Source organism: Pseudomonas sp. Tof1 (assembly GCF_055390395.1).
The window spans coordinates 5,387,519-5,411,947 of record NZ_AP024344.1; the positions used below are offsets into that span (position 1 = coordinate 5,387,519).

At 64.7% G+C, this 24,429-nt stretch carries 25 protein-coding genes and 1 riboswitch; of the genes, 6 read left to right on the forward strand and 19 right to left on the reverse strand.

The window, feature by feature from the left end:
* Positions 1-81 precede the first annotated feature (81 nt).
* The gene (locus ACZ5KU_RS24150) at positions 82-1,038 is read left to right on the forward strand and encodes a helix-turn-helix domain-containing protein (RefSeq protein WP_464736384.1); all 957 of its coding nucleotides are present in this window, start codon (positions 82-84) and stop codon (positions 1,036-1,038) included.
* On the opposite strand, the gene ACZ5KU_RS24155 is transcribed toward ACZ5KU_RS24150, so the two are convergent.
* Both ACZ5KU_RS24155 and ACZ5KU_RS24160 read right to left on the reverse strand, forming a co-directional pair.
* Positions 1,025-1,780 carry a hypothetical protein gene (locus ACZ5KU_RS24155; RefSeq protein WP_054063081.1) on the reverse strand — a complete coding sequence of 252 codons (756 nt, stop codon included), beginning with the start codon at positions 1,778-1,780 and terminating at the stop codon, positions 1,025-1,027. The two genes, ACZ5KU_RS24150 and ACZ5KU_RS24155, sit on opposite strands and share 14 nt — an antisense overlap.
* A gap of 110 nt (positions 1,781-1,890) precedes the next feature.
* Positions 1,891-3,087 carry an MFS transporter gene (locus ACZ5KU_RS24160; protein ID WP_054063082.1) on the reverse strand — a complete coding sequence of 399 codons (1,197 nt, stop codon included), beginning with the start codon at positions 3,085-3,087 and terminating at the stop codon, positions 1,891-1,893.
* A 91-nt stretch (positions 3,088-3,178) separates the two neighbouring features.
* Between ACZ5KU_RS24160 and ACZ5KU_RS24165 the strand changes: the two genes are divergently transcribed.
* A complete protein-coding gene (locus tag ACZ5KU_RS24165; RefSeq protein ID WP_054061183.1) occupies positions 3,179-3,724 on the forward strand; it encodes a TetR/AcrR family transcriptional regulator in 546 nt (181 codons plus the stop codon).
* 122 nt (positions 3,725-3,846) lie between these two features.
* Complete coding sequence (locus ACZ5KU_RS24170; protein WP_054061182.1) at positions 3,847-7,317, forward strand: hybrid sensor histidine kinase/response regulator; 3,471 nt, start codon at positions 3,847-3,849, stop codon at positions 7,315-7,317.
* Positions 7,318-7,488: 171 nt separating this feature from the next.
* On the opposite strand, the gene ACZ5KU_RS24175 is transcribed toward ACZ5KU_RS24170, so the two are convergent.
* From ACZ5KU_RS24175 to ACZ5KU_RS24185, 3 genes are all read right to left on the reverse strand, one after another.
* Positions 7,489-8,853 (reverse strand): DNA recombination protein RmuC, encoded by a 1,365-nt coding sequence (locus tag ACZ5KU_RS24175; RefSeq protein WP_192842698.1) that lies wholly within the window; start codon positions 8,851-8,853, stop codon positions 7,489-7,491.
* Positions 8,854-9,032: 179 nt separating this feature from the next.
* The gene (locus tag ACZ5KU_RS24180) at positions 9,033-9,356 is read right to left on the reverse strand and encodes an SEL1-like repeat protein (protein ID WP_054063084.1); all 324 of its coding nucleotides are present in this window, start codon (positions 9,354-9,356) and stop codon (positions 9,033-9,035) included.
* Between the two features lie 330 nt (positions 9,357-9,686).
* Positions 9,687-10,076 carry a hypothetical protein gene (locus tag ACZ5KU_RS24185; RefSeq protein WP_464736385.1) on the reverse strand — a complete coding sequence of 130 codons (390 nt, stop codon included), beginning with the start codon at positions 10,074-10,076 and terminating at the stop codon, positions 9,687-9,689.
* 210 nt (positions 10,077-10,286) lie between these two features.
* On the opposite strand from ACZ5KU_RS24185, the gene ACZ5KU_RS24190 reads away from it, so the two are divergent.
* The 3 genes from ACZ5KU_RS24190 to ACZ5KU_RS24200 all read left to right on the forward strand — a co-directional run bounded on the left by ACZ5KU_RS24190 (position 10,287) and on the right by ACZ5KU_RS24200 (position 12,695).
* On the forward strand, positions 10,287-10,511 hold the full coding sequence (locus ACZ5KU_RS24190) for a hypothetical protein (protein WP_054058194.1): 225 nt from the start codon (positions 10,287-10,289) through the stop codon (positions 10,509-10,511).
* Between the two features lie 280 nt (positions 10,512-10,791).
* The gene (locus tag ACZ5KU_RS24195) at positions 10,792-11,274 is read left to right on the forward strand and encodes a hypothetical protein (protein WP_054058195.1); all 483 of its coding nucleotides are present in this window, start codon (positions 10,792-10,794) and stop codon (positions 11,272-11,274) included.
* Between the two features lie 143 nt (positions 11,275-11,417).
* Positions 11,418-12,695, forward strand: a complete 1,278-nt coding sequence (locus tag ACZ5KU_RS24200) for an OmpP1/FadL family transporter (protein WP_273825958.1) — start codon at positions 11,418-11,420, stop codon at positions 12,693-12,695.
* Between the two features lie 77 nt (positions 12,696-12,772).
* Here ACZ5KU_RS24200 and ACZ5KU_RS24205 read toward each other — a convergent pair whose 3' ends face one another.
* The 14 genes from ACZ5KU_RS24205 to cobO form a co-directional block, all read right to left on the reverse strand.
* Complete coding sequence (locus tag ACZ5KU_RS24205; protein WP_416770186.1) at positions 12,773-13,324, reverse strand: glutathione peroxidase; 552 nt, start codon at positions 13,322-13,324, stop codon at positions 12,773-12,775.
* Between the two features lie 70 nt (positions 13,325-13,394).
* Positions 13,395-13,517: a hypothetical protein gene (locus tag ACZ5KU_RS24210; protein WP_273825956.1), complete on the reverse strand. Its 123-nt coding sequence runs from the start codon at positions 13,515-13,517 to the stop codon at positions 13,395-13,397.
* Positions 13,514-14,722 (reverse strand): MFS transporter, encoded by a 1,209-nt coding sequence (locus tag ACZ5KU_RS24215; protein WP_416770188.1) that lies wholly within the window; start codon positions 14,720-14,722, stop codon positions 13,514-13,516. The genes ACZ5KU_RS24210 and ACZ5KU_RS24215 overlap by 4 nt, the downstream gene beginning before the upstream one ends.
* Positions 14,723-14,775: 53 nt before the next feature.
* On the reverse strand, positions 14,776-15,189 hold the full coding sequence (locus tag ACZ5KU_RS24220) for a MarR family winged helix-turn-helix transcriptional regulator (RefSeq protein ID WP_054058199.1): 414 nt from the start codon (positions 15,187-15,189) through the stop codon (positions 14,776-14,778).
* 71 nt (positions 15,190-15,260) lie between these two features.
* A complete protein-coding gene (locus ACZ5KU_RS24225) occupies positions 15,261-15,998 on the reverse strand; it encodes an adenosylcobinamide-GDP ribazoletransferase (RefSeq protein WP_464736386.1) in 738 nt (245 codons plus the stop codon).
* Positions 15,995-16,573 (reverse strand): alpha-ribazole phosphatase family protein, encoded by a 579-nt coding sequence (gene cobC / locus ACZ5KU_RS24230; RefSeq protein ID WP_054058201.1) that lies wholly within the window; start codon positions 16,571-16,573, stop codon positions 15,995-15,997. The genes ACZ5KU_RS24225 and cobC overlap by 4 nt, the downstream gene beginning before the upstream one ends.
* Entirely contained in the window at positions 16,570-17,625 is a 1,056-nt protein-coding gene (gene cobT, locus ACZ5KU_RS24235) for a nicotinate-nucleotide--dimethylbenzimidazole phosphoribosyltransferase (RefSeq protein ID WP_464736387.1), read from the reverse strand. Before cobT ends, cobC begins: the two co-directional genes overlap by 4 nt.
* Positions 17,622-18,143 carry a bifunctional adenosylcobinamide kinase/adenosylcobinamide-phosphate guanylyltransferase gene (gene cobU / locus ACZ5KU_RS24240; RefSeq protein ID WP_464736388.1) on the reverse strand — a complete coding sequence of 174 codons (522 nt, stop codon included), beginning with the start codon at positions 18,141-18,143 and terminating at the stop codon, positions 17,622-17,624. The genes cobT and cobU overlap by 4 nt, the downstream gene beginning before the upstream one ends.
* Positions 18,144-18,158: 15 nt before the next feature.
* The gene (locus tag ACZ5KU_RS24245) at positions 18,159-19,613 is read right to left on the reverse strand and encodes a cobyric acid synthase (RefSeq protein ID WP_464736389.1); all 1,455 of its coding nucleotides are present in this window, start codon (positions 19,611-19,613) and stop codon (positions 18,159-18,161) included.
* Positions 19,610-20,602: a threonine-phosphate decarboxylase CobD gene (cobD, locus tag ACZ5KU_RS24250; protein WP_464736390.1), complete on the reverse strand. Its 993-nt coding sequence runs from the start codon at positions 20,600-20,602 to the stop codon at positions 19,610-19,612. The genes ACZ5KU_RS24245 and cobD overlap by 4 nt, the downstream gene beginning before the upstream one ends.
* On the reverse strand, positions 20,595-21,503 hold the full coding sequence (gene cbiB, locus ACZ5KU_RS24255) for an adenosylcobinamide-phosphate synthase CbiB (protein ID WP_054060599.1): 909 nt from the start codon (positions 21,501-21,503) through the stop codon (positions 20,595-20,597). The genes cobD and cbiB overlap by 8 nt, the downstream gene beginning before the upstream one ends.
* Complete coding sequence (gene bluB / locus ACZ5KU_RS24260) at positions 21,500-22,150, reverse strand: 5,6-dimethylbenzimidazole synthase (RefSeq protein WP_464736391.1); 651 nt, start codon at positions 22,148-22,150, stop codon at positions 21,500-21,502. Before bluB ends, cbiB begins: the two co-directional genes overlap by 4 nt.
* A complete protein-coding gene (locus tag ACZ5KU_RS24265) occupies positions 22,147-23,517 on the reverse strand; it encodes a cobyrinate a,c-diamide synthase (RefSeq protein ID WP_464736392.1) in 1,371 nt (456 codons plus the stop codon). The genes bluB and ACZ5KU_RS24265 overlap by 4 nt, the downstream gene beginning before the upstream one ends.
* The gene (gene cobO, locus ACZ5KU_RS24270) at positions 23,514-24,125 is read right to left on the reverse strand and encodes a cob(I)yrinic acid a,c-diamide adenosyltransferase (protein WP_017902171.1); all 612 of its coding nucleotides are present in this window, start codon (positions 24,123-24,125) and stop codon (positions 23,514-23,516) included. The genes ACZ5KU_RS24265 and cobO overlap by 4 nt, the downstream gene beginning before the upstream one ends.
* 82 nt (positions 24,126-24,207) lie before the next feature.
* Positions 24,208-24,426: riboswitch (cobalamin riboswitch) on the reverse strand.
* Positions 24,427-24,429: the final 3 nt, after the last annotated feature.

Consider the following 24,429-nt stretch of genomic DNA (forward strand, 5'->3'; position numbering starts at 1 on the left):
GGTCGGCGCAAAACGCATAAGTGGCCTGAAAGACAATATTCGATAAGATCAGGCCAAATCCGTTTGCCCAAGGCCCGCTCGATGACCACCCTCCAGATCGCCGTGATCGCCTTCAACGGCATCAGCCCGTTCCACCTGTCCGTACCGGCCCTGGTGTTCGCCGAGCAGCGTGAAGGCATCGATATGCCGCGCTTTTGCCTCAAGGTCTGCGGGTTCGAGTCGGGACGGCTCGGCACCTCGGCCGGTTTCGATATCCAGGTGCACCACGGGCTGGAAGCGCTGGAACAGGCCGACGTGATCATCATGCCGTCGTGGCGCGACACCGAGGAGCGGCCACCCGAGCGCCTGCTCGAAGCCTTGCGCCAGGCGCACGCCAGGCGCACGCGGATTGTCGGCCTGTGCCTGGGGGCCTTCGTCCTGGCCGAGGCCGGCCTGCTGGACAGGCGCACGGCCACCACCCACTGGAATTGGGCCACGGCCTTTGCCCGGCGCTATCCGCAGGTAAAACTCGATGCCGATGTGCTGTATGCCGAGTCCGATCACCTGCTGACCTCCGCCGGCACCGCCGCCGGTCTCGATTGCTGCCTGTACCTGATGCAGCAACTGTGCGGCGCCGAAGCCACCCACAAGGTGGCCCGCCGCCTGGTGATCGCGCCCCATCGCTCGGGGGGACAGGCGCAGTTCATCGAACGGCCGATCGCCACCACCGGCGAGCAGGACCGCATGGGCCAGTTGCTGCAGTGGCTGGGGCAGCATTTCACCCGCAACCACTCCCTGGACGACCTGGCGGAACGCGCGGCCATGAGCCGCCGCTCACTGACCCGGCACTTCCGGCAGATGACCGGAACCACCATTGGCCAATGGCTGCTGGGCCAACGCCTGAGCCATGCCCAGCGCCTGCTGGAAAGCAGCTCCCGGAGCATCGAGGCCATCGCCGTGGAGTCCGGGTTCGGCAGCGCCCTGTCGTTGCGGCAGCACTTCAACGCCTCGCTGCATATTTCTCCGTCGGCCTACCGGGCACAGTTCATTGCGCGCTGACCCAGGGACCGGGCGTTTGCGGCGCAGATTCCAGCGAGCCGGGCAGGCTTCGATGAAGATCCAGCCGGTATTCCCGGCGCAGCCAGGAGACGTCCAGCACCGGTTCCATCCCCGGCGCCGGTCGCCTGATTTCATCGTTGCGCAGCAACAGGTTGCGCATGATCGCGAAGCGTGCCCGGCTGATATGCCCGCCCGAACCATAAAAGGCCGGCCGCCCCAGCCTGGCCGCGACGCCAATGTCGCCACCGAACCAGCCGGCGGCGACTCCCAGGCGGGCCATGATGAAAGCGTGATCCCTGAGGATCGACGCGCAGACTTCCACCAGCGCGATGAAACCCTGCACCACCAGGTCCATCGACTCCAGGCCATGGAGCACGGCGATGCGCCTGCCGATCGAGCGGGCGCCCCGGCCCGCCAGCAGGCAGTCGATGCACTCATGGGCCAGCAACACCCGGCGCCTGGGGTCCGGCTCCAGCAGCATCGCCTCGCGCAGGGTATGAAAGGCATAGGCCAACGGCACAGCCCCGCGCGGGCGCATCGCCGTTCCTGGCAGGACATGCCGCAACTGCCGCCCAATGGCCGGCAACACACCCGCGCGCAACAGCAACACGGCCTGACGGGGCAAGGGTTGTGCGGCGACCTCGAGAACGAGGGTGAAGGTTTGCGACAGATCCGCGCCAGCGAGCTGGCGCGCAAGGTGATCGGCGTTGAGGGTGAACGTCCGAGGAACGGGGGCAGGCATGATCGTCCTTGAAAGGCGGCTCAGCGACCGGCCAAAGACTGAGCGCCCGTCGCTTTCACGGCTTTCAATTTACGCTCGCCGCCCGCCGTGGCGGCGAGCCCATCCCGTTGTCAGGCGGCACAGGTCCTGGCCGGCCGCTGCAGACGCAGCGCCAGCAGGGCTCCCAGCGACAGCAGGATCAGCACGCCGCCGTAGCCCTGGGTGGTGACGATCAAGCCCAGGCTACGGCTGAGACTTCCGGCCAGGAAGGCCGGCATGCAGAAGCCCAGATAGCTGAGCACATAGAACGTCGACATCAGCCCCGCCCGCTCATGGGGCAGAGCCAGTGGCACGACACTGCGCAGCGCGCCGAGAAAACCGGCACCGAAACCACTGCCGGTGAGCAGTGTGCCGACGAAGAACAACCACAGGCTCGCCTCGTGCACGGCGACCAGCACCAGCGCCACGCCAATCGCCAGCAGGCCCGCGCCCAGTTGCAACACCTTGCCGGCGGCCCGCTCGCGCAGGCTGAAAATCGCCGCAGCCCCACTCAGGGTCAGGATCGCCACCAGGCCGCCGCCGATCAGGTTCGAGGTCGACCCCGTGACCGCCCGGACCAGTGAGGGTGCCAGCGACGAGTAGAAGCCGCCCACCATCCACACCGCGACGTTGACCGGCAACGACAGCCACAAGGCCCGCCTTGCCTGTGGCGGCACGTGCAGGGCCGGCCGCAGGGAAGCCAACGCTCCCGGCTGCGCGCTGACACTCTCCGCCAGGCGCCAGACATACAGAGCCTGGAACACCAGCAGGGCCAGCAGCAGTTCGTAAACCAACTGCGTCGGCCGCGGGCAGTACTCCGCCAGCAGGCTCGCCCCCAGGGCCCCGCAGGCCATGCCCAGCAGCGGTGCCAGGCTGTTGACCAGCGGGCCCTTGCGGTTGTCGCGGTCCAGCAGCGCCGCACCGAGCGCACTGGTGGCCATGCCGGTGGCAAACCCCTGCAGCACCCGGGCGGCGATCAACAGCGGTATGCTGTCGGCAGCGATGAACAGGCCCATGGCAATGATTTCCAGCAGCAACGCGCTGAAAAGCACCGGTCGACGGCCCAGGTGGTCGGACAACGAACCCACCGTCAGCAAGGCCGCCAGCAGGCTCAGGGCATACACCCCGAAAATCAGCGTCAGGGTTGCGGCGGAAAATTCCAGCGCCTCCTGATACAGGTGGTACAAGGGTGTCGGTGCACTGGATGCGGCCAGAAACGTCAGCAGGGTGATCGACAGGAAGACCAGGCCGGAACGGTTTGAAACAGTCACTTCAGCACGGTTGGACATGAACGGACTCCACAAAAGCTAAAATTTTGCTTTTGCGCAGTGTGCTACCGCTTTTCGCTTAAAGCAAATTCTTTGTGTTAAGGTTTTACCCATGGCGATAAAAGAAAGTATCCGCCCCGGTGGCCGCAGCGCCCGGGTGCAGGAATCGATTCACGCGGCCGTCCGTACGCTCCTTGAAGAACAGGAGCGCTCCAGCATCACCGTGCCGCAGATTGCCAGCCGCGCCGGTGTCACCCCATCGACCATCTACCGGCGCTGGGGCGACCTCTCTGAACTGCTGGCCGATGTCGCCCTGGCGCGCATGCAGCCGGACCGCCCACCGCTGGACACCGGCAGCCTGCCCGGCGACCTGCGTGCCTGGGCCGAACAGTACCTGGACGAAATCAGTTCGGAGCCGGGGCGCAACATGATGCGCGATGTGCAGAACAGCACCTCCATTCCCGGCCACTGCGTGGAAATTCTCGGCGGCCAGTTGCGGATCATCCTCGATCGCTATCCGCAGGCCGGTCAATTGCCCAGCGTCGATCACCTGCTCAACCTGATCGTCGCCCCGATCGTGTTTCGCGTGCTGTTTTCCAGCGCCCCGTTGACCGTCGAGGAATTGCACCGCCTGATCGATATCGCCCTGCGCACCTGAGCATCGGCTGCGACACCAGGCCACGCTGCGACCTTGGTCGACACTGACGCCGCCCGGCCATCGTGCGAGACTGTGGTCCCGGGGCCGGACGGCCCTCGGGATGTCTTTTGCCGGGAGTTTCCATGTCGCTGTCCAGCGGGCTGATCGCCGTCGTCGCCCTGGCCTATATGGCCATCATGTTCGCCATCGCCTTCTATGGCGACCGTCGCCGCGCGCCCTTGCCGCCGCGGCTACGCGCCTGGGTGTACAGCCTGTCGCTGGCGGTCTACTGCACCAGCTGGACCTTCTTCGGCGCGGTCGGCCAGGCTGCCGACCAGCTCTGGGCGTTCCTGCCGATCTACCTCGGGCCGGTACTGCTGCTGGTGTTCGCGCCCTGGGTCCTGCAGAAGATGGTGCTGATCAGCAAGCAGGAAAACATCACCTCGATCGCCGACTTCATCGCCGCCCGCTACGGCAAGTCACAGTCGCTGGCGGTGGTGGTGGCGCTGATCTGTCTGGTCGGGGTATTGCCCTACATCGCCCTGCAACTCAAGGCCATCGTCCTCGGGGTGAACCTGCTGATCGGTGCCGGGGCCGACGCCATGGGCGTGCGTGCCCAGGACACGGCCCTGATCGTCTCGCTGGTGCTGGCGCTGTTCACCATCCTGTTCGGTACCCGCAACCTCGACGCCACCGAACACCACCGCGGCATGGTGCTGGCGATCGCCTTCGAATCGCTGGTCAAGCTGCTGGCCTTTCTCGCGGTCGGCGCCTACATCACCTATGGCGTCTACGACGGTTTCGACGACCTGTTCGACCAGGCGAGGAACTCGGCGCTGCTGGCCGAGTACTGGAAGGAAACGGTCAACTGGCCCTCGATGGTGGTGCAGACCGGCGTGGCGATGATGGCGATCATCTGTCTGCCGCGGCAGTTCCATGTCACCGTGGTGGAGAACATCGAGCCCCAGGACCTGCGGCTGGCCAAGTGGGTATTCCCCACCTACCTGATTCTCGCCGCGCTGTTCGTGGTGCCGATCGCCCTGGCCGGGCGGATGATGCTGCCGGCCGAGGTCCTGCGCGACTCCTACGTGATCAGCCTGCCACTGGCCCAGGCCCACCCGTCCCTGGCGCTGCTGGCCTTCATCGGCGGTGCCTCGGCGGCCACCGGCATGGTGATCGTCGCCAGCGTCGCCCTGTCGACCATGGTGTCCAACGACATGCTGCTGCCCTGGCTGCTGCGCCGGACCAATTCCGAGCGGCCGTTCGAAGTGTTCCGTCACTGGATGCTGTCGGTGCGCCGGGTCAGCATCGTCGCCATCCTTCTGCTGGCCTACGTCAGCTACCGCCTGCTGGGTTCCACCGCCAGCCTGGCGACCATCGGCCAGATCGCCTTTGCCGCCGTCACCCAACTGGCCCCGGCGATGCTCGGTGCGCTGTACTGGAAACAGGCCAACCGTCGCGGGGTGTTCGCCGGGATCGCCGGCGGTACCTTCCTCTGGTTCTACACCCTGGTCCTGCCGATTGCCGCCCACAGCCTGGGCTGGTCGCTGAATAGCTTCCCCGGCCTTGCCTGGCTGCATGGCAACCCGTTGGGCCTGCCCATTTCCCCGCTGACCCAGGGGGTGGTGCTGTCGCTGGCCGGCAACTTCACGCTGTTCGCCTGGGTCTCGGTGCTGTCGCGCAGCCGCGTCTCCGAACACTGGCAGGCCGGGCGCTTCATCGGCCAGGAAATCAGCGCCCGTCCCGGTGCCCGCTCGATGCTGGCGGTACAGATCGAGGACCTGCTGACCCTCGCCGCGCGTTTCGTCGGTGAAGAGCGGGCGCGCCAGAGCTTCATTCGCTTCGCCTACCGCCAGGGCAAGGGCTTCAACCCGAACCAGAACGCCGACAGCGACTGGATCGCCCACACCGAACGCCTGCTGGCCGGTGTACTCGGCGCCTCCTCGACCCGAGCGGTGGTCAAGGCGGCCATCGAGGGTCGCGACATGCAGCTTGAGGACGTGGTGCGTATCGCCGACGAAGCCTCCGAGGTGCTGCAGTTCAACCGTGCCCTGCTGCAAGGCGCCATCGAGAACATCACCCAGGGCATCAGCGTGGTCGACCAGTCGCTGAAACTGGTGGCCTGGAACCGCCGCTACCTGGAACTGTTCAACTACCCGGATGGGCTGATCAGCGTCGGCCGGCCGATCGCCGACATCATCCGCTACAACGCCGAGCGTGGTCTCTGCGGCCCGGGTGAGGCCGAAGTCCACGTGGCCCGGCGCCTGCACTGGATGCGCCAGGGCCGCGCGCACACCTCCGAACGGCTGTTTCCCAACGGTCGGGTGATCGAACTGATCGGCAACCCGATGCCCGGTGGTGGCTTCGTCATGAGCTTTACCGACATCACCGCGTTCCGCGAGGCCGAGCAGGCCCTGACCGAAGCCAACGAGGGCCTGGAACAACGGGTGGCCGAGCGTACCCACGAACTGTCGCAACTCAACCTGGCGCTGACCGAGGCCAAGGGTAACGCCGAGGCGGCGAACCAGTCCAAGACCCGTTTTCTCGCCGCGGTCAGCCACGACCTGATGCAACCGCTGAACGCCGCCCGACTGTTCTCCGCCGCGCTGTCACACCAGGAGGAAGGGCTGTCGGCGGAGGCGCAACAACTGGTACAGCACCTGGACAGTTCGTTGCGTTCGGCCGAGGACCTGATCAGCGACCTGCTGGATATCTCGCGCCTGGAAAACGGCAAGATCACTCCGGACTCGAAGCCGTTCGCCGTCAACGAACTGTTCGACACCCTGGGCGCCGAGTTCAAGCTCCTGGCCCAGGAACAGGGTCTGAAGTTCCGGGTACGTGGCAGCCAGTTGCGCATCGACAGCGATATCAAGCTGCTGCGGCGGATCCTGCAGAACTTCCTGACCAATGCCTTTCGCTACGCCAAGGGCCCGGTGCTGCTCGGCGTACGTCGGCGCGGCGAGCTGTTGCTGCTGGAGGTGTGGGATCGCGGCCCGGGAATTCCCGAGGACAAGCGCCAGGTGATCTTCGAGGAGTTCAAGCGCCTGGACAGCCACCAGACCCGCGCGGAAAAGGGCCTGGGGCTGGGCCTGGCGATCGCCGACGGCCTGTGCCGGGTGCTGGGGCATCAACTGCAGGTCCGCTCCTGGCCGGGGCGTGGCAGCGTGTTCAGCGTCAGCGTGCCCCTGGCCCGCGCGTCGCAGGCCGTGACCCATGCCAGCGTGGCAGTCAATGGGCAGCCCATGAGCGGTGCGCAAGTGTTATGCATCGATAACGAGGACAGCATCCTGATCGGCATGCACAGCCTGCTCAGCCGCTGGGGTTGCCAGGTATGGACCGCACGCAACCGCGAGGAATGCGAGGGACTGCTGGCAAGGGGCATTCGTCCGCAACTGGCACTGGTGGACTATCACCTGGACGACGGCGAAACCGGCACCGACCTGATGGCCTGGCTGCGTACACGCCTGAACGAACCGCTGCCCGGCGTGGTGATCAGCGCCGATGGCAGGCAGGAAACCGTTGCGCAGGTGCATGGCAGCGGGCTGGACTACTTGGCCAAGCCGGTGAAGCCGGCAGCGTTGCGGGCCCTGCTGAGTCGACACCTGGCGCGTTGAGCTGCGCTTTCATGACCTGGGCCTGGCTTTGGGGCCTGTTCGCGGGCAAGCCCGGCTCCTACAGGTTTGAGTCGAGTTCAAGAGGCATGAACGCCGCAATACGGTTGGAGCCGGGCTTGCCCGCGAACAGGCCCTCAAGCCAGACCCACGACTCCAGCCCCACCGGATGAATCACTCCGGCAATTCGACCACGCCATCGGCATCGGTCATCGCCCGCTCCAGCAGGTCGGCAGGCAGGCTCTTGCTCGCGCGAGCCCCCAGCAGCTTGAGCTGCTCGCTGCGGCTGATGAGGTTGCCCCGGCCTTCCGTCAGCTTGTTGCGCGCCGCCGCGTAGGCCTTGTCCAACTGCTGCAGGCGGCTGCCTACTTCGTCCAGGTCCTGGATGAACAGCACGAACTTGTCGTACAGCCAACCGGCGCGCTCGGCGATTTCCCGAGCGTTCTGGCTCTGGCGCTCCTGTTTCCAGAGGCTGTCGATCACCCTCAGGGTCGCCAGCAGCGTGGTCGGGCTGACAATCACGATCTGCCGGTCGAACGCCTCCTGGAACAGGTTCGGTTCCGCCTGCAAGGCCGCCGAGAACGCCGCCTCGATCGGCACGAACAGCAGGACGAAATCCAGGCTGTGCAAGCCTTCCAGACGCTTGTAGTCCTTGCCGGACAGGCCCTTGACGTGATTGCGCAACGACAGCACATGCTGCTTGAGTGCCGCCTGGCCGATCACCTCGTCAGCCGCGCCGACATACTGCTGATAGGCCGTCAGGCTGACCTTGGAGTCCACCACCACCTGCTTGTCTCCCGGCAGCAGGATCAGCACGTCCGGCTGGAAACGCTCGCCATCGGGGCCCTTGAGGCTGACCTGGGTCTGGTACTCGCGGCCCTTTTCCAGGCCGGCATGCTCGAGCACCCGCTCAAGAATCAGTTCGCCCCAGTTGCCCTGGGTCTTCTGGCCCTTGAGCGCCTGGGTCAGGTTGGTCGCCTCATCGCTCAGGCGCAGGTTCAGCTGTTGCAGGCGCTCCAGTTCCTTGCCCAGGGAAAAACGCTCGCGGGCCTCGGCCTGGTAACTTTCCTCGACACGTTTTTCAAAGGACTGGATACGCTCCTTCAACGGGTCGAGCAATTGTCCGAGGCGTTCCTGGCTGCTTTGCGCGAAACGCGCTTCGCGCTCATCGAAGATCTTCCCGGCCATTTCGGCAAACTGCGCCCGCAGTTCGTCCCGCGAGCCTTGCAGGTCCTGGAGCCGTTGCTGGTGCCCCTCCTGCTGTTCACGCAGGGCCGCATTCAACGAGGCCACCTGCGCATCGAGGCGGCGCAACTCGGTTTCCTTGCCGTTGCGTTCGAGGTTCCAGGCATGGGCCGCATCCCGGGCGTTGTCACGCTCGATCTGCAACAGGTCGACTTCGCGCCGCAATGCCGCCAACTCCGCCTGCTTGGCGGCATTGGCCTGGCCGAGGTCGCTGACCTCGTCTCGACAGGCATCCAGTTGGGCATTGAGCCCGTCCTGGGCCAGTTGCGCGTTGGCCAGGCGTTCATCCTGCAGGGCCAGCTCGGCCTGCGCCGCGCCGGCGCGACGCTGCAGTTGCCAGGCGAACGCCAGCAATGGCAGCGCCGCCCCGCCAAACCCAGCAACAGACTGGTCAGATCCAACGCCATAAGCACTCCCACGCAACACCGGACTCAAAGGGTCAAGGGTAGCGAACACGCCACGCCAGGGACAGCTCAGTCTTCGAGCAGTCCCAGTTCGCGCCGGGCCACCTGGTCGCCAGCGCGGGCCGCCTGGCGCAGCAACTCGTGACCGATACGCCGCTCACGGGAACTGCCGCAATCGCGGCACATCAACTGCCCCAGGCGACGCTGGGCAAGCACCACACCCTGGCGCGCCGGCTGCTTCAACAGGCGGCCGGCGAAGTGCTTGACGTTGGGGTTGTGGCCCAGGCTCGGGCTGTCCAGCAACCAGAGCGCGACGCGCAGCGAAAAACGCTTCGGCTCGGTTGAAATCGTATTGGACGAAGATGGAGATGATGAGGTCGAACGAAACTTCATATCAGACAGTAGGGCAAATCGCAGGGCGCGCCACTCTACTCTTTTTTTCACGAAGGTAAAGTCGAAAAAACGCCACATGCCCGAGCTAGAGCAAGCGCTTGGGACAATCCACAGAAGCTGTGGATAACTCAGTGGACAACCCCCCTTTAACCCCCGCAAAGCCCCATGGAACGGGGCTCGCAGTCAAACTGTCGATTTTTTCACCAATAAAAAAAGACGATATTTTTCATTGACTTGTATTTCCAATACAGGCATTCGCGGGCCCGGAGAGGTAGATGACAAAGAGGTGACAAGCCGGGCCAATAATGTGCACAAGTGATACGTGCGCGGTTATATCGGCGCACCTTTTTTGCACAAGCAGATGAGACAAGGCCTGGCGACAGGCCCGCTGACCTCGCCGGTGCCGCCCTCGAGTGCCTCGCTATCGGGCAGCTCGAAAACCAGCGGTTCACCGCCATCGACATCACGAGTTTTTTGCAAAAAACCCTTCCCTTGCGCTTTCCAATACGCTAGTATCCACGCCGTTAGTACCAAGCTGAAAGTCAATTCTGGTCGAAAACATCCCTTGGTAGCCACGCTTCGAAGAAGCCGGCCACTGAAAACAGGGAGCGACCCCTCGATGGTTTCCAGGTAAAAATTGCGCCACGACACCCTTGAAAAGGGTGTTGCCAAGATTTTTTCTCTGACCGAACCAACCTGCAAATTGATCAGGATCTTCACCCCGGGCACAGAACCTTTGCCCCTGTCGTGATTGCCTGCCCTCCTGAGTACCTACCTGCCAGCCCGAGCGCCACTCATATTTCAAGCGCTGCAAACTGGCTGCCTTGTTCCAGTCAGGTTCTTTTTCCGGCCAATGGTGGCACGGCATTACTGGAACGTTTTAACGCTGCACGGTTCAGATACCGTGTCATTTGTAGGAACACCAATAATATGTCGACTCAAATCCACACCCAGGAAGCCATTCGTACGCTGACCAACGCCTTTGCTCCCATGAACTGCCTGATCATGGCTGCGCGCAAGGGCAGCTTCAGCTTCACACTGGTCAACGAGCACGGGATCGCCCGCCACAGCGAGCGCCTGTACCCCGAGCAATACGCCAGTGCCGAACCCTTGCAAGCGGTGATCGACCGCACCCGCCAGGCATTGATTGCCTGAAGTTCGGACGAACGGCAATACACCAGCCCCGCCCTGCAAGCGGGGCTTTTTATTGCCTGAAGTTTCGCAATTTTGCCGACCAGCCTAATTGCCAATCAATATATCAAGCGCGAAGTGCATGTTTTAAATATTTTAAAAACAGTCCTTTACAGCAAAGATATGACACTACACTTCAACTCAAGCGACTCGGGTCGCTTCCGGCAGACCTGCTCGATCCATTGCTGCCAAGCGCCAGGTCTCGCCGGCCGATTACGACATTACGAGCAGTCTTGAGGGTGTCATGGGTATTGCTGCGAGGGAACTGCGCCTTTATGTGATCCGCCCGACATTACGGTATCTGGGCCGGCACAGCCCATCTGCGGAAGCACTGCTGCTGGGTATCGCCGCCAGCCAGTCGGACCTCGGCTCGGCCCTGCACAACCGTGGCGGCCACGGCCTGTATCGCATCGGCGAACGGCGCCACGCCGAACTGTGGGACCACTACCTGGCCCAGGACCCGGACCTGGCCAGCCTGGTTCGCGGCCTGGCCAGCCAACATGCCTTCCTGAGCAGCCCGCACCTCGAACTGACCGTCAACCTGCGCTACGCCACAGCCATTGCCTGGCTGCTGATCGAACAACAGCAACTGCGACTGCCAGCCCTGGACGACCTGCTCGGAATGGCACGGATCTGGCGACAGACTTTCCAGCCACAAGGGCGTTTACGGGACTTCACCCGCGCCTGGAAAAATTGTGACTCATCGGTCAGTTTTGTCGCCTGTTAGTCACAGGATTCGAATTCAGAAAAATCTTACGAATTTGGTTGGATTGTCCTACAAAACCGCTCTATCTCCTGCGATACAGCCTATAGCGCCCAAGCAAAAATGTTGGTAGTTTTCGCCTCGGTGATCACCACGGAGTTCTAATAATGAAAAAAGTAATGCTCAAGACCACACTCAGCCTCGCCGTTACCCTCGCATCCACCCAGCTGTTCGCCAGCGGCTTCGCGCTCAACGAACAGAGTATCAGCGGGATGGGTACTGGTTTTGCGGGTCGATCCTCCGCTGCCGATGATGCAAGCACTGTCTATGGCAACCCTGCCGGCATGTCCCGCCTGAAAGGGCAGCAAATCACTGTGGGTGCCGCGTCCATCGACGCAACCACCGACATCAAGGATGCTCGCGGTAGCGCGAGCGGCACCAACAAGGGCGACATGGTGCCCTTCACGACAGTGCCGATGGCGTTCTACACCAACCAGATCAACGACCAGTGGTCCGTTGGTTTTGGTGCCTACGCTCCTTTCGGCCTGGTTACCAACTATGAAAACGGCTTCCAGGGCCGCGGATTCGGCAGCAAGAGCGAAGTCAAGGTCGTGACTCTGCAACCGACTGTCAGCTACGCCTTCAACGACCGGGTGTCGATCGGTTTCGGTCCGACCATCAACCGTATTTCCGGTGAGCTGCAATCCGATGTGCGGGCTCCCTTCGCCACCAGCGACACCAACGTGCGAATCAAGGGTGACGATACTGCCCTGGGCTTCAACGTTGGCGTCCTGGTCCAGGCAACCGATACCACTCGTGTCGGTCTGACCTACCACTCGAAAGTCAACTACAAACTGGAAGGCCACACTGACGTAACCGCAGGTAATAGCCCTGTACCGCTGATCCGCAGCAACCGTTACGACGCGTCCCTGAAGATTGAAACACCTGAATCCTATGACCTGTCCGTTACCCAGGACCTGACAGACGCCTGGAAACTGTATGCTGGCACTACCTGGACCCGCTGGAGTCGCCTGAAAGACATCACCATCAATAACGAAGGTGTGACTGCAGCCTCTGGCGGCCCCCTTTCCCCTGCACTGGTCGGCACCATCAAGGAAGACCAGAACTGGCACGATACCTGGGCCTACGCCGTGGGTACTTCCTACCAGTTGAACAAGCAGTGGGTCGTGCGTACCGGCCTGACCTTCGACCAGTCGCCTGCCAACAATACCGATCGTTCGCCACGTATTCCTACTGGTGACCGCACCATCATCAGTGCTGGCCTGGGTTATGCCATCAACGATAACCTGACCATCGATGCAGCGGTTTCCTACCTGAAGGAAGAAGATGTCACCGTCAACAGAACCAACGCTCTGGGCAACTACAGCGCCAAGTACGAAAACAGCGCATGGGGCTATGGCCTGGGCGCAACGTACAAGTTCTGATCCGCAGCGAGCCTGAACGGCTCAACGGCTGAACAGAAAAAAACCCGCCTCGGCGGGTTTTTTAATGGGCACTATCATCAGGGTTTCGATGCAATCGCCTTCTCCACCGCCTCGATCAACTCCGGGCTATCCGGCTTGGTCAGGCTGGAAAAATGGGCGACCACCTTGCCCTGGCGATCCACCACATACTTGTAGAAATTCCACTTCGGCGCCCCAGCCTGCTCGCCCAATACCTTGAACAGGTGCACGGCATTCCCACCCCTGACCACTTGCGGCTCGGTCATGGTGAAGGTGACGCCATAGTTCACGTAACAGACCTTGGCCGTCTCGGCGCCATCCTTGGACTCCTGCCTGAAGTCGTCGGACGGCACGCCGATCAGTTCCAGCCCCTGCCCCTTGTAGCGCTGGTACAGCGCCTCCAGCCCCTTGAACTGCGGCGCGAAGCCACAGAAGCTGGCGGTATTGACGATCACCAGTGGCTTGCCGGCAAACTTCTGGCACAGGTCGATGGACTCCTTGGCCCGCAACTTGGGCAGTTGCCCCTGCAGCAACTCGGGACAGCCGGCCGCCGCCGCAGCCCCCGAAAAAGCCAGCAAAGCCATCGGCACCAGCAACCAGCGCATCGCCATATCCTGTCTCCTCAGGTAAAGAGTTCTCAGGAGGAAGTTACGCGCCTGTACACTCCCCAGCAAGCGGCCACTAGCAAACGCCCATGCCCAGTTGCATCAGCGCCAGGCCACCTCGATGCCACCCCCACCAGGCCAACACCAGCAGCAACACCAGAATCACCAGCGCCAGCGGCCTGGACCAGCGGGAACTCATGCCGCCCCCATTTGCGTCTGCAGGCGCGCCACGGGCCGCTCACGGACCGGCCAGTTCAAGGCCGCGGCCAGCAGGCTCAGGAGGATCGCCACCTGCCAGATCAGGTCGTAACTGCCCATGCGGTCATAGACCACACCACCCAGCCAGCCACCGAGGAAGGAACCCAACTGATGGAACAGGAAAACGATCCCACCCAGCATGGAGAGGTTTCGAACCCCAAAGAGGGTCGCCACGGTACCGTTGGTCAGCGGTACCGTCGACAACCAGAGAAAGCCCATGGCCATACCGAACAGATAGGCACCGATTTCAGTCACGGGCAGCCACAGGAACAGTCCGATCACCACCGCCCGGGCCAGGTACAGGGCCGTCAGCAGACGCGGCTTGGACATCCGCCCGCCGAGCCAGCCGGCGGTGTAGGTGCCGAAGATATTGAACAGGCCGATCAACGCCAGCACCGTGGTGCCGACGCTGGCCGGCAGATGCTGGTCCACCAGGTAGGCCGGCAGATGGACGCCGATGAACACCACTTGGAAGCCGCAGACGAAAAAGCCGAACGCCAGCAGCCAGAAACCCGGGTGGGCACAGGCTTCGCGCAACGCCTCGCCCAGGGTCTGCTCGCCGGCCAGTACCGGCAGTGGCCTGTCCTTGAGCATCGCCACCAGCGGCACGATCATCGCCACCAGCACACCGAGCACCAACAAGGCACTCGACCAGCCCAGCCAGCCGATCAGCCCCAGGGTCCCCGGCAACATCGCGAACTGGCCGAACGAACCGGCGGCACTGGCAATGCCCATGGCCATGCTACGTTTTTCCGGTGCCACCGCCCGCCCGACCACGCCGAGAATCACCGAGAACGAAGTCCCCGACAGGCCAATACCGATCAGCAGACCGGCGCTCAGCGACAGGCTCACGGCCGACTCGGAGAGCCCCATGAAGACCAGGCCAAGGGCATACAGCACACCGCCGATCAGCACCACCCGGGCAGCGCCAAAACGATCGGCCAGGGCCCCGGTGAAGGGCTGTGCCAGCCCCCAGATCAGGTTCTGCAGGGCAATGGCGAAGGCGAAGACTTCACGTCCCCAGCCGAACTGCGCACTCATCGGCGGCAGGAACAGGCCGAAACCATGCCGCACCCCCAACGACAGCGCCAGGATCAGCGCACTCCCGAGAAGAATCCAGCCGCTGCTGCGCCAGAGCGATGTCATTATTGTTCTCCGTTAACGGGTATATACCCGCTTTAATTCGAATAAAAAGGCGATTACTCGCCATCCGCCAGTTCATCCAGCAATGCCAGCAAGGCAGCGCGCTTTTCCTCACCCAGACGCTCGGCCAGGCGCTGCTGCGCCGCCTCCCAGGCCGGAAAGGCTTCCTCCAGCCGCTGGGCTCCGGTTTCGGTCAGACACACCAGACGATTGCGCTGATCGGCGCCCTCACTCATCTTCACCAGGCCCTCGCCTTCCAGTACCCGAAGATTTCGCCCCAGGGTGCTGCGATCCAGGCCCATCGCCTCGGCCAGGCCGGAAATGCTCGGCTTATCCAGGCGTCGCAGATTGCACAGCAGAGAATACTGCGCAACGTTGATCCCGAAGCCGTCGAGAGCGCCGTCGTAATGCCTGCTGACGCCACGAGCGGCGCGACGCAGGCTGATGCACAAGCAGTCGGTGGATAACATGATGCGTGTATATACCCGTAACGTTCCAAATACAAGTTTAATCAATGTTCAGGGGTTGGTGAACAGCCCCCTCAGGCCAGCGCCAGCCCCACCAGCACCGCCATCTCCAGCAACTCCAGCAAGGCACCGGCAGTATCCCCGGTCGTCCCACCCAGCCGCCGCAGCATCAAGTGCCGCAACCAGCCGAAACACACCACCGCCAGCAGCAGCGCCAATGCCCCGTGCCAACCCGCCAGCCCCAGGCAGGCCGCCGCGCTGAGCAGCAACACCTGCCAACCGGCCCGCCGTGGCAGATGGTCGGCCAATGCCTGGCCCAATCCGCCCGCCCGCACGTAGGGCGTCACCAGAAACAGGCCCAGCAACGCACTGCGGCCGATCAAGGGTGCCAGGACCAGCGCGACGGTCTGGCGCTGCTCGATCAGCGCCAGCAAGGCGCAGAACTTCAACAGCAGCACCAGGACCAGCGTCACCACCGCAACCGGCCCACTGCGCGGGTCCTTCATGATCGACAGGGTACGCTCGCGATCGCCGAAACCACCCAGCCAGGCGTCGGCACTGTCCGCCAGGCCGTCCAGGTGCAGACCGCCACTGAACAGCACCCAGGCCGTCAGCAGCAAGGCGGCGTGCAATAACGCCGGCGTCGCGCTCAACAGACAGTCGACGCCATACAGCCCAGCCCCCAGCAGCAACCCGACCAGCGGGTACCAGAGCAGCGAACGCCCCAGCTCCTGCGGCTGCGGCATGCCCGGCAGGCGGATCGGCAGGCTGCTGAGGAACTGCAGGGCAATCCAGAACGGCAGCGGGCTCAAGACACCTCTCCCAAGCGGCCATCGGCCGACACCTGCAAGGTGAACAGGGCACCATGGGCCACCTCGACCTGCAGCAGTTGTTCGCGGGGCAATCCCCGTGCCCGTGCCAGCAGCAACTTCATCACCCCGCCATGGCTGACCAGCAACACCCGCTCCCCGGCGTAGCGTCGCTGCAAGCCCTCGACCGCCGCCAGCACCCGCTCGGCAAATCGCGATACCGGTTCACCGTCGGGCGGTGTGAAGCCATAAGGGTCAGCCCAGAAGCGCCCCAGCGCTTCGGCATCGGTCTCCATCAACGCCGCCGCGCTCTGCCCCTCCCAGGCGCCGAAATGCAGTTCCTGCAGGTCCTTTTCCAGCTCGACGGGCAGTCCCAGCCGTTCGCCCAGTTCCGCGGCGAACCGCGCACAGCGCCGCAACGGCGAACTCACCAGCCGGTTCCAGGGCCCCCCCTCCAGCACCGCCTGGCGCATCTGCGCCCAGCCCTTGTCGGTCAGCGCGTCATCCAGGCTGCCGCGCAAGCCGCCACCCAGCTCGGTCTCGCCATGGCGCAGCAGGTCCAGGTACAACGTGGTCATGCCGGACGATCCGCCACCGCCGCTTCGGCAAAGGTCGCCATCTGGCCGTGCAGGTCACAGGCCAGGCGCACCAGGGGCACCGCCAGGGCCGCACCGCTGCCTTCACCCAGGCGCAGGCCCAGTTCCAGCAACGGCTCGGCCAACAGGCTTTCGAGGACATGCCGATGACCCAGCTCCGCGCCGCGATGGCCAAAGATCAGCCAGTCGCGACAAGCGGGGTTCAGCCGCACCGCAACCATCGCCGCCACGCTGCAGATGAAGCCATCGACCAGCACCGCTACCCCTTCCTGGGCACAGGCCAGGTAGGCTCCGGTCAACGCCGCGATCTCAAAGCCGCCGAGGCGAAACAGCGCCTGCAACGGGTCACGGGTCTGTTCGGCGTGCAACGCCAGCGCCCGTTCGATCACCTGCGCCTTGCGGCTGACCCCGGCCGGGTCCAGGCCGGTACCCGGGCCGGCGAGCAGGCTCGCCGGGCAGCCCAGCAAGGCACAGGCCACGGCACTCGCCGCGGCGGTATTGCCGATGCCCATCTCGCCACCAATGAACAGCTCGCTGCCGGCCGCCACCGCCCGGCGCACACTGTCGCGCCCGGCTTCCAGCGCCTGCAGCCCCTGGGCCTCGGTCATCGCCGGGCCCTGGGTGAAATTCGCCGTACCGGCACCGATCTGCAGGTGACGCACGCCCGGCAGGTTGAGCATCGGCGTGACGGTGCCGAGGTCATTCACATCCAGTTGCGCGCCCAACTGCCGGGCCAGCACGCTGATCGCCGCTCCGCCACCGACAAAGTTGGCCAGCATCTGCCCGGTGACCTCCTGGGGATAGGCCGACACGCCCTCGGCGACCACGCCATGGTCACCGGCGAAAATCGCGATCCACAGGTGATCGACCCGCGGCTTGAGCCGCCCCTGCAGACCGGCCAGTTGTACCGCCACCAGCTCCAGCAGGCCCAGGGAGCCGGTCGGTTTGGTCAACTGCTGCTGGCGCTCGAACGCCGCCTCCCGGGCTTGCCCGTCGATTGCCTTGCAGGGGTCCAGCCACCACGATTGAGTCATAACGCAGCTCCTTTCAGAGTCAGGGGCAGGCCGGCAACGGTCAGTACCACACGCTGACAGCGCTCGGCCAGGGCTTGATGCAGCCAACCGGCTTCATCGACATAACGGCGAGTCAATTCGCCCAGCGGGACGACACCGAGACCGGTCTCGTTGCTGACAAAAATGATTTCGCCCGGCAGTGACGCCAGGCAGTCCAGCAGGGCATCGCGCTCGGCGCGCAGGCGCTCGGCATCGTCGAGCATCAGCAGGTTGGTCAGCCACAGGGTCAGGCAGTCCACCAGCAGGCAGGTATCGGCCGCCGCGTTATCACGCAGGATCTGCGCCAGTTGCAGCGGCTCTTCGATCAACCCCCAATGGCCAGGCCGTCGCTGGCGATGCAAGGCAACCCGCTCGTTCAATTCGCCATCCAGCGGTTGGCTGGTGGCGACATAGATCACCGATAGCCCGCTCTGCGCCGCCAGCCGCTCGGCCAGGCGACTCTTGCCGGAACGGGCACCGCCCAGAATCAGTTGCTGCATATTCGATCGACCCGCTTAATCAAGTCCGCACAGCTCGCGCAGGCGAGCCGTGTCCAGGTGTCGCTCGACCAGATCGGCCAGGCGTTCGATATCCCGCTCGCGCAGGGCGTGATAGTCCACCTCCTGCACCGCTTCCAGCCCTGCCCAGCGCAACAGCGCGGCGCAGGAGCGGGGCGACTCGAACAGGCCGTGCAGGTAGGTACCGAGAATCTGTCCGTCGGCGCTGCAGGCACCGTCGCAGCGTCCATCATCGAGCTGTACCGCCGGCCGCTCCAACGCCACCCCGGTGGTCACCCCGGCATGAATCTCGTAGCCACTGATTTCGGCGTTCTCCAGCGTCAGGTGCCCGCGCACATTGCGCAACTGCTTCTCCCGCTCGAGTTCGGTGCTGAACGCCAACAGGCCAAGACCCGTACTGGAGCCCGGCGCTCCCTCCAACCCCAACGGATCGTGCACCTGTTCGCCGAGCATCTGCAGGCCGCCGCAGATGCCGAGCAGCTTGCCGCCATAGCGCAGGTGCCGGTTGATCGCGATGTCCCAGCCGTTCTGGCGCAGATAGGCCAGGTCGCTGCGCACGCTTTTCGAGCCGGGCAGGATGATCAGGTCCGCTGCCGGGATCGTCTCGCCGGGGCCGACGAACCGCAGGTCGACCTGGGGATGCAGGCGCAATGGATCGAAATCGGTGTGGTTGCTGATGCGCGGCAGCACCGGTACCACCACTTTCAACACCTGGTCGAGCTTGTCGATCTGGCGCCGATCCAGGCCATCCTCGGCCTCCAGGTGCAGGTCCATGACATAGGGCAATACGCCGATCACCGGCTTGCCGGTGCGCGCTTCCAGCCAGTCCAGCCCAGGCTGCAGCAGGGCGATGTCGCCGCGAAAACGGTTGATGACGAAGCCCTTGACCCGCGCCTGCTCGCTCGGCGACAGCAGCTCCAGGGTGCCGACCAGGTGGGCGAACACCCCGCCGCGGTTGATGTCGGCGATCAGCAGCACCGGGCAGTCCACCGCTTCGGCAAAGCCCATGTTGGCGATATCGCCGGCCCGCAGGTTGATCTCCGCCGGGGAGCCGGCCCCCTCGACCATCACCACCGGGTAGTCATGGCTCAGGCGCTGGTGGGACGCCAGCACCGCCTGCATGGCGATGGCCTTGTAGTCGTGATAGGCGACCGCGTTCATGGTGGTCACGGCGCGACCATGGACGATCACCTGGGCCCCGGTGTCACTGTTGGGCTTGAGCAGCACCGGGTTCATGTCGGTGTGCGGCGGCAGACCGGCGGCCTGGGCCTGGACCGCCTGGGCCCGGCCGATCTCGCCGCCGTCGGCGGTCACGGCACTGTTGAGCGCCATGTTCTGTGGCTTGAACGGCGCCACACGGACGCCCTGGCGGGTCAGCCAGCGGCACAGGGCTGTCACCAGCGTGCTCTTGCCGGCATCCGAGGTGGTGCCCTGGACCATCAGGGTGCTCATGGATGTTCCTCGTTGTAGGCCTTGAGCGCCTGCTCCAGACGCGACCAGCCGGCCTCGTCGGGTGGCAGGCCAAAACGCAGGCTGCTGTTCTGGACAAACAGACGCAGCAGGATTGCGCGTCGTGCCATGAATTCGTGCAGGTGCTCGGCGCGACTGGTGATCAGCCACTGGAACAGCGCACAGCCGCCTTGGGGGGCGAAGCCATGGTCTGTCAGCAAGGCCACCAGGCGCTGGCTGGCCTGTTCGGTCCGCTGCCGCTGCCGGGTGTGGCCATCGCTATCGGCCAGGCACACCTGTCCCAATACCCGCGTCGGCCCCGCCACGGCCCAGGGACCGATCTGCTCGGCCAGCAGCTTGAGCAGCTTGCACTCGGCGAGGACGAAGCCCAGCCGCACGCCGGCAAGGCCAAAGAACTTGCCGAACGAGCGCAGCACGATCAGCCCGACCTTATGGGTATGCGCCGCCAGGCTATGCTGCGGGGTGTTGTCCATGAAGGCCTCGTCGACCACAAGCCAGCCGCCGCGCTGGGCCAGGCGGCCATGCCAGTCCAGCAACTGCTCGGCCGACAGCTTCAGGCCGGTGGGGTTATTCGGGTTGACCACCACCAGCACATCGAGGCTGTCGAGAAAGAAGTCGATCTCGTGCTCCAGTACTTCGCGCACGATGTAACCGTTGCGACGCCAGGCCTCGGCATGCTCGGCATAACACGGTGAAAGCACGCCGACCTTGCCGCTGCGGCGCAATTGCGGCAACGCCTGGATCGCGGCCTGGGAGCCGGGTACCGGCAGGGCCAGCGGCGCACCGTAGTAGGCGCAGGCGGCCAGTTCCAGGCCATCGTCGGTTTCCGGCAGACGCGCCCAGGCGCGCTCGGGAATCGCCGGAATCGGCCAGGACCAGGGCGCCAGGCCGCTGGACAGGTCGAGCCAATCCGCCTCGGCAATCCCGTATTGTTCCACCGCCTTGCGCAACCGCCCGCCGTGCTCAAGCATAAAACTCAGCTCCCAGACAGAGAACCAGCAACCATAGCCATACCCCGCGCTGCACCAATTGCCAGCCGCGATCGATCGCGTCGGCATCGGCAGCCGGGCCCTCCCCCAATTGCGGACGCTGGTGCAACTCGCCGTGGTAGATCGCCGCGCCACCCAGTTCGACCCCCAGGGCACCGGCACCGGCCGCCATCACCGGCCCGGCGTTCGGACTGTCCCAGGTCGGTCCCTGGGTGCGCCAGCACTTCAGCGCCAGGCGGGTCTTGCCCAGCAGAGCGTAGGTCAAGGCCACCAGCCGGGCAGGAATATAGTTGAGCAGGTCGTCGATCCGTGCCGCCGCCCAGCCGAAACGCTCGAAGCGCTCGTTACGATAGCCCCACATGGCGTCAAGGGTATTGCTCAGTCGGTACAGCACCACCCCGGGCACGCCGGCGACGGCAAACCAGAACAGCGCGGCGAAGATCGCATCGCTGCCGTTCTCCAGCACCGACTCGGTCGCGGCGCGGGCCACCGCGGCCTCGTCCAGTTCCGAGGTCTGCCGGCTGACCAGGTAACCCACGCGCTGGCGCGCCAGTTCCAGGTCGCCACTGCGCAGCGCCTGGGCCACCGGCGCCACATGCTCGCCCAGGCTGCGCATGCCGAGGGCACAGTAGAGAAACAGGATCTCGATGAGCCAGCCGATACAGGGCGCCCACGACAGGGCCGTGGCCAGCAGCGTCAGCGGCACCACCGCCAGCACCCAGGCCGTCACGCCATGGCTGCGCCAGCCACGGCCGCCGGAGTTGAAGCGTTGTTCGATGCGATCGGCCAGACGACCGAACGCCACCAGCGGATGCCAGCGCCTGGGTTCGCCCAGCAGCGCATCCAGCGCAACCCCGGCGACACTCAACAACGCCACACTCATTGACTCACTCCCCAGTAGTTTTCATACAACAGCTCATTCAACGGACGCGGTTGCGCCCAGCCTTCCAGTGCCAGCATCGGCGCCGGGTAGAACGCCTCGACCGGCCCCAGGCACAGCACCGCCAGCGGTTTGGCGCCCTCAGGCAAGCCCAGCAGGTCGGCCAGCGCCTGCGGTTCGAACAACGACACCCAGCCCATGCCCAGCCCCTCGGCCCGCGAGGCCAGCCAGAGGTTCTGGATCGCGCAGGACAACGACGCCATGTCCATCTCCGGCAACGTCCGGCGACCGAAAATGTGTCGCTCACGCCCATCCATCAGCGCGGCCACCAACACCTCGGCGCAGTCGTTGATGCCCTCGACCTTCAACTTCATGAACTCGTCGGAGCGCTCGCCCAGGGCCTCGGCGGTACGCACCCGTTCGTCTTCCACCAACTGCCGGATCCGCCCGCGCAACGCGCGATCGCTGATGCGGATGAACCGCCAGGGCTGCATCAGGCCGACACTCGGCGCCTGATGCGCCGCCTCCAGCAGCCGCACCAGCAGTTGCGGCGCCACCGTGCCGCCACTGAAGTGACGCATGTCGCGCCGCTCGGCGATGGCCCGGTAGATGGCCTCGCGTTCCTCTATGGAAAAAACCTTGTCTGTCATGGCCTCTGCGCAGTGCCTGCGCCCACATCGACTGCGCCGGCCCTGGCATGCTCAGAAATGCAATCCTGCGGCTGCGGCGCCAACAGCGCGGCAACCGCCCGGGGATTGGATGGAAAATAGAAATGCACATAGGAGGCGGTCGTGCGCCCCTCACGATAGACCGCCTCTGCGCCGCGCCCACCATTGGGGCTCTGCCCACGGGCAATCGGCGCCAGCTCGGTGGTGGTCAACGAGTGGTGGTACGTATGCCCGCGCAGCAAGCCTTCCGGCAGTTCCACGGCCTGCAGGGCCAGAGCGGCCAGGCGTTTCTGCATCACCGCCTCTCCCGCCAGCAAGCCGAGCAGTTCGGCCCGCTGGCCGTCGACATCGGTCAGCGCCTCGAGCAGGTAAAGCATGCCACCGCACTCGGCGAGCAGCGGCTTGCCCGCCGCGTGGTGCCCACGGATCGCCGCCAGCATCGAATGGTTCTGCGCCAGCATCCGGTGGTGCAATTCCGGGTAGCCGCCCGGCAGGTACAGACTGTCGGCCGGCGGCAGTTCGGCATCATGTATGGGCGAGAAGAAGCACAGCTCGGCCCCCAGCGCGCGCAACAGATCCAGGTTGGCGCCATAGATGAAGGCAAACGCTTCGTCGTGGGCCACCGCGATTCGAACACCGGCCAATAGCGGCTCGACGGCCGCTGCTGGCGGTGCGGCGAACTCGACCGCCGGCGGCAAGGCGACTTCGCAACTGGCGCCCAGGGCCTCGGCGGCGACCTCCAGGCGACGATCCAGGTCGTTCAGCTCGCTGGCCTGGACCAGCCCGAGGTGCCGGCTCGGCAGCTCGATCCCGGTCTCGCGGGAGAGCGCACCGTACCAACGCAGGCCTTCGGTCAGGCTGCCTTCGAGCAATTGCGCATGACGCGGGGTACCGACCCGGTTGGCCAGCACCCCGGCGAACGGCAGGTCCGGCTGGTAGCGCGCCAACCCCAGGGCCAGCGCGCCGAAGGTCTGGGCCATGGCCGTACCGTCGATCACCGCCAGCACCGGCACACCGAAGTGCCGCGCCAGGTCGGCGCTCGATGGCGTGCCGTCGAACAGCCCCATGACCCCCTCGATCAGGATCAGGTCGGCCTCGCCCGCCGCCTCCCAGAGCAGCCGGCGGCTTTCCTCGGCACCGACCATCCACAGGTCGAGCTGGTACACCGGTGCGCCACTGGCACGCTCGTGAATCATCGGGTCGAGGAAGTCCGGGCCACACTTGAACACCCGGACCTTGCGCCCCTGGTTGCGATGCAGACGCGCCAGGGCCGCTGTCACCGTGGTCTTGCCCTGGCCGGAGGCCGGCGCGGCAATCAGCACCGCCGGGCAATGACGCGCCTGAGTCATAGTTCGATGCCTTTCTGCGCCTTGATCCCGGCCTGGAACGCGTGCTTGAGCAGGCCCATCTCGGTGACGGTGTCGGCCAGGTCGATCAGTTCCGGCTTGGCGCCGCGCCCGGTCACCACCACGTGCTGCATCGGTGGACGGGCCTGCAGGTCGCTCAGCACCTGGTCCAGATCCAGATAGCCATGCTTGAGGGCGATATTCAGCTCATCGAGCACCACCAGGCCGATCTCCGGGTTGGCGAGCATTTCCCGCGACACCGCCCAGGCCGCCTCGGCCGCGGCGATGTCACGCTGGCGGTCCTGGGTTTCCCAGGTAAAGCCCTCACCCATCACATGGAAGCGCACCTGCTCGGGGAAGCGGCGGAAAAACAGCTCCTCGCCGGTGCTGTTGCGGCCCTTGATGAACTGCACCACGCCGCACTGCATGCCGTGGCCCATGGCCCGGGCGAGCATGCCGAAGGCCGAGCTGCTCTTGCCCTTGCCGTTGCCGGTCAGCACCAGCAGCAGGCCACACTCGTTGGGGGCATTGGCGATACGCTCGTCGATCACCGCCTTCTTGCGCTGCATGCGCGCCAGGTGGCGTTCGTCGCGCTCGGGGGACTCGTTCATGACAGCTCTCCGTTGGGCTGGATAACGCAAACGGCGGGCAGACGCAGGCACGGCCAAAGCCGTCCAGCATCGCCCGCCGTGATGCTGTGGAATGGATCAGGCCGGTCTCCGGGCTCATGAGCGCGCGAACGCGGGACCGCGCGCCTTCCCATGCCGTCGGCACAGTGGCGAAAAGCGCAGTCTTGACTCATTTACCGTTGCGGGGGCAGCGCCGGGATCGCGCCTCTCGAAGGGCTCACCGGCTTCCCTGTTTCACTCTGTTGACACCGGGCCACAGAGCACCTGAAACAAGCCGGGAAGGTTA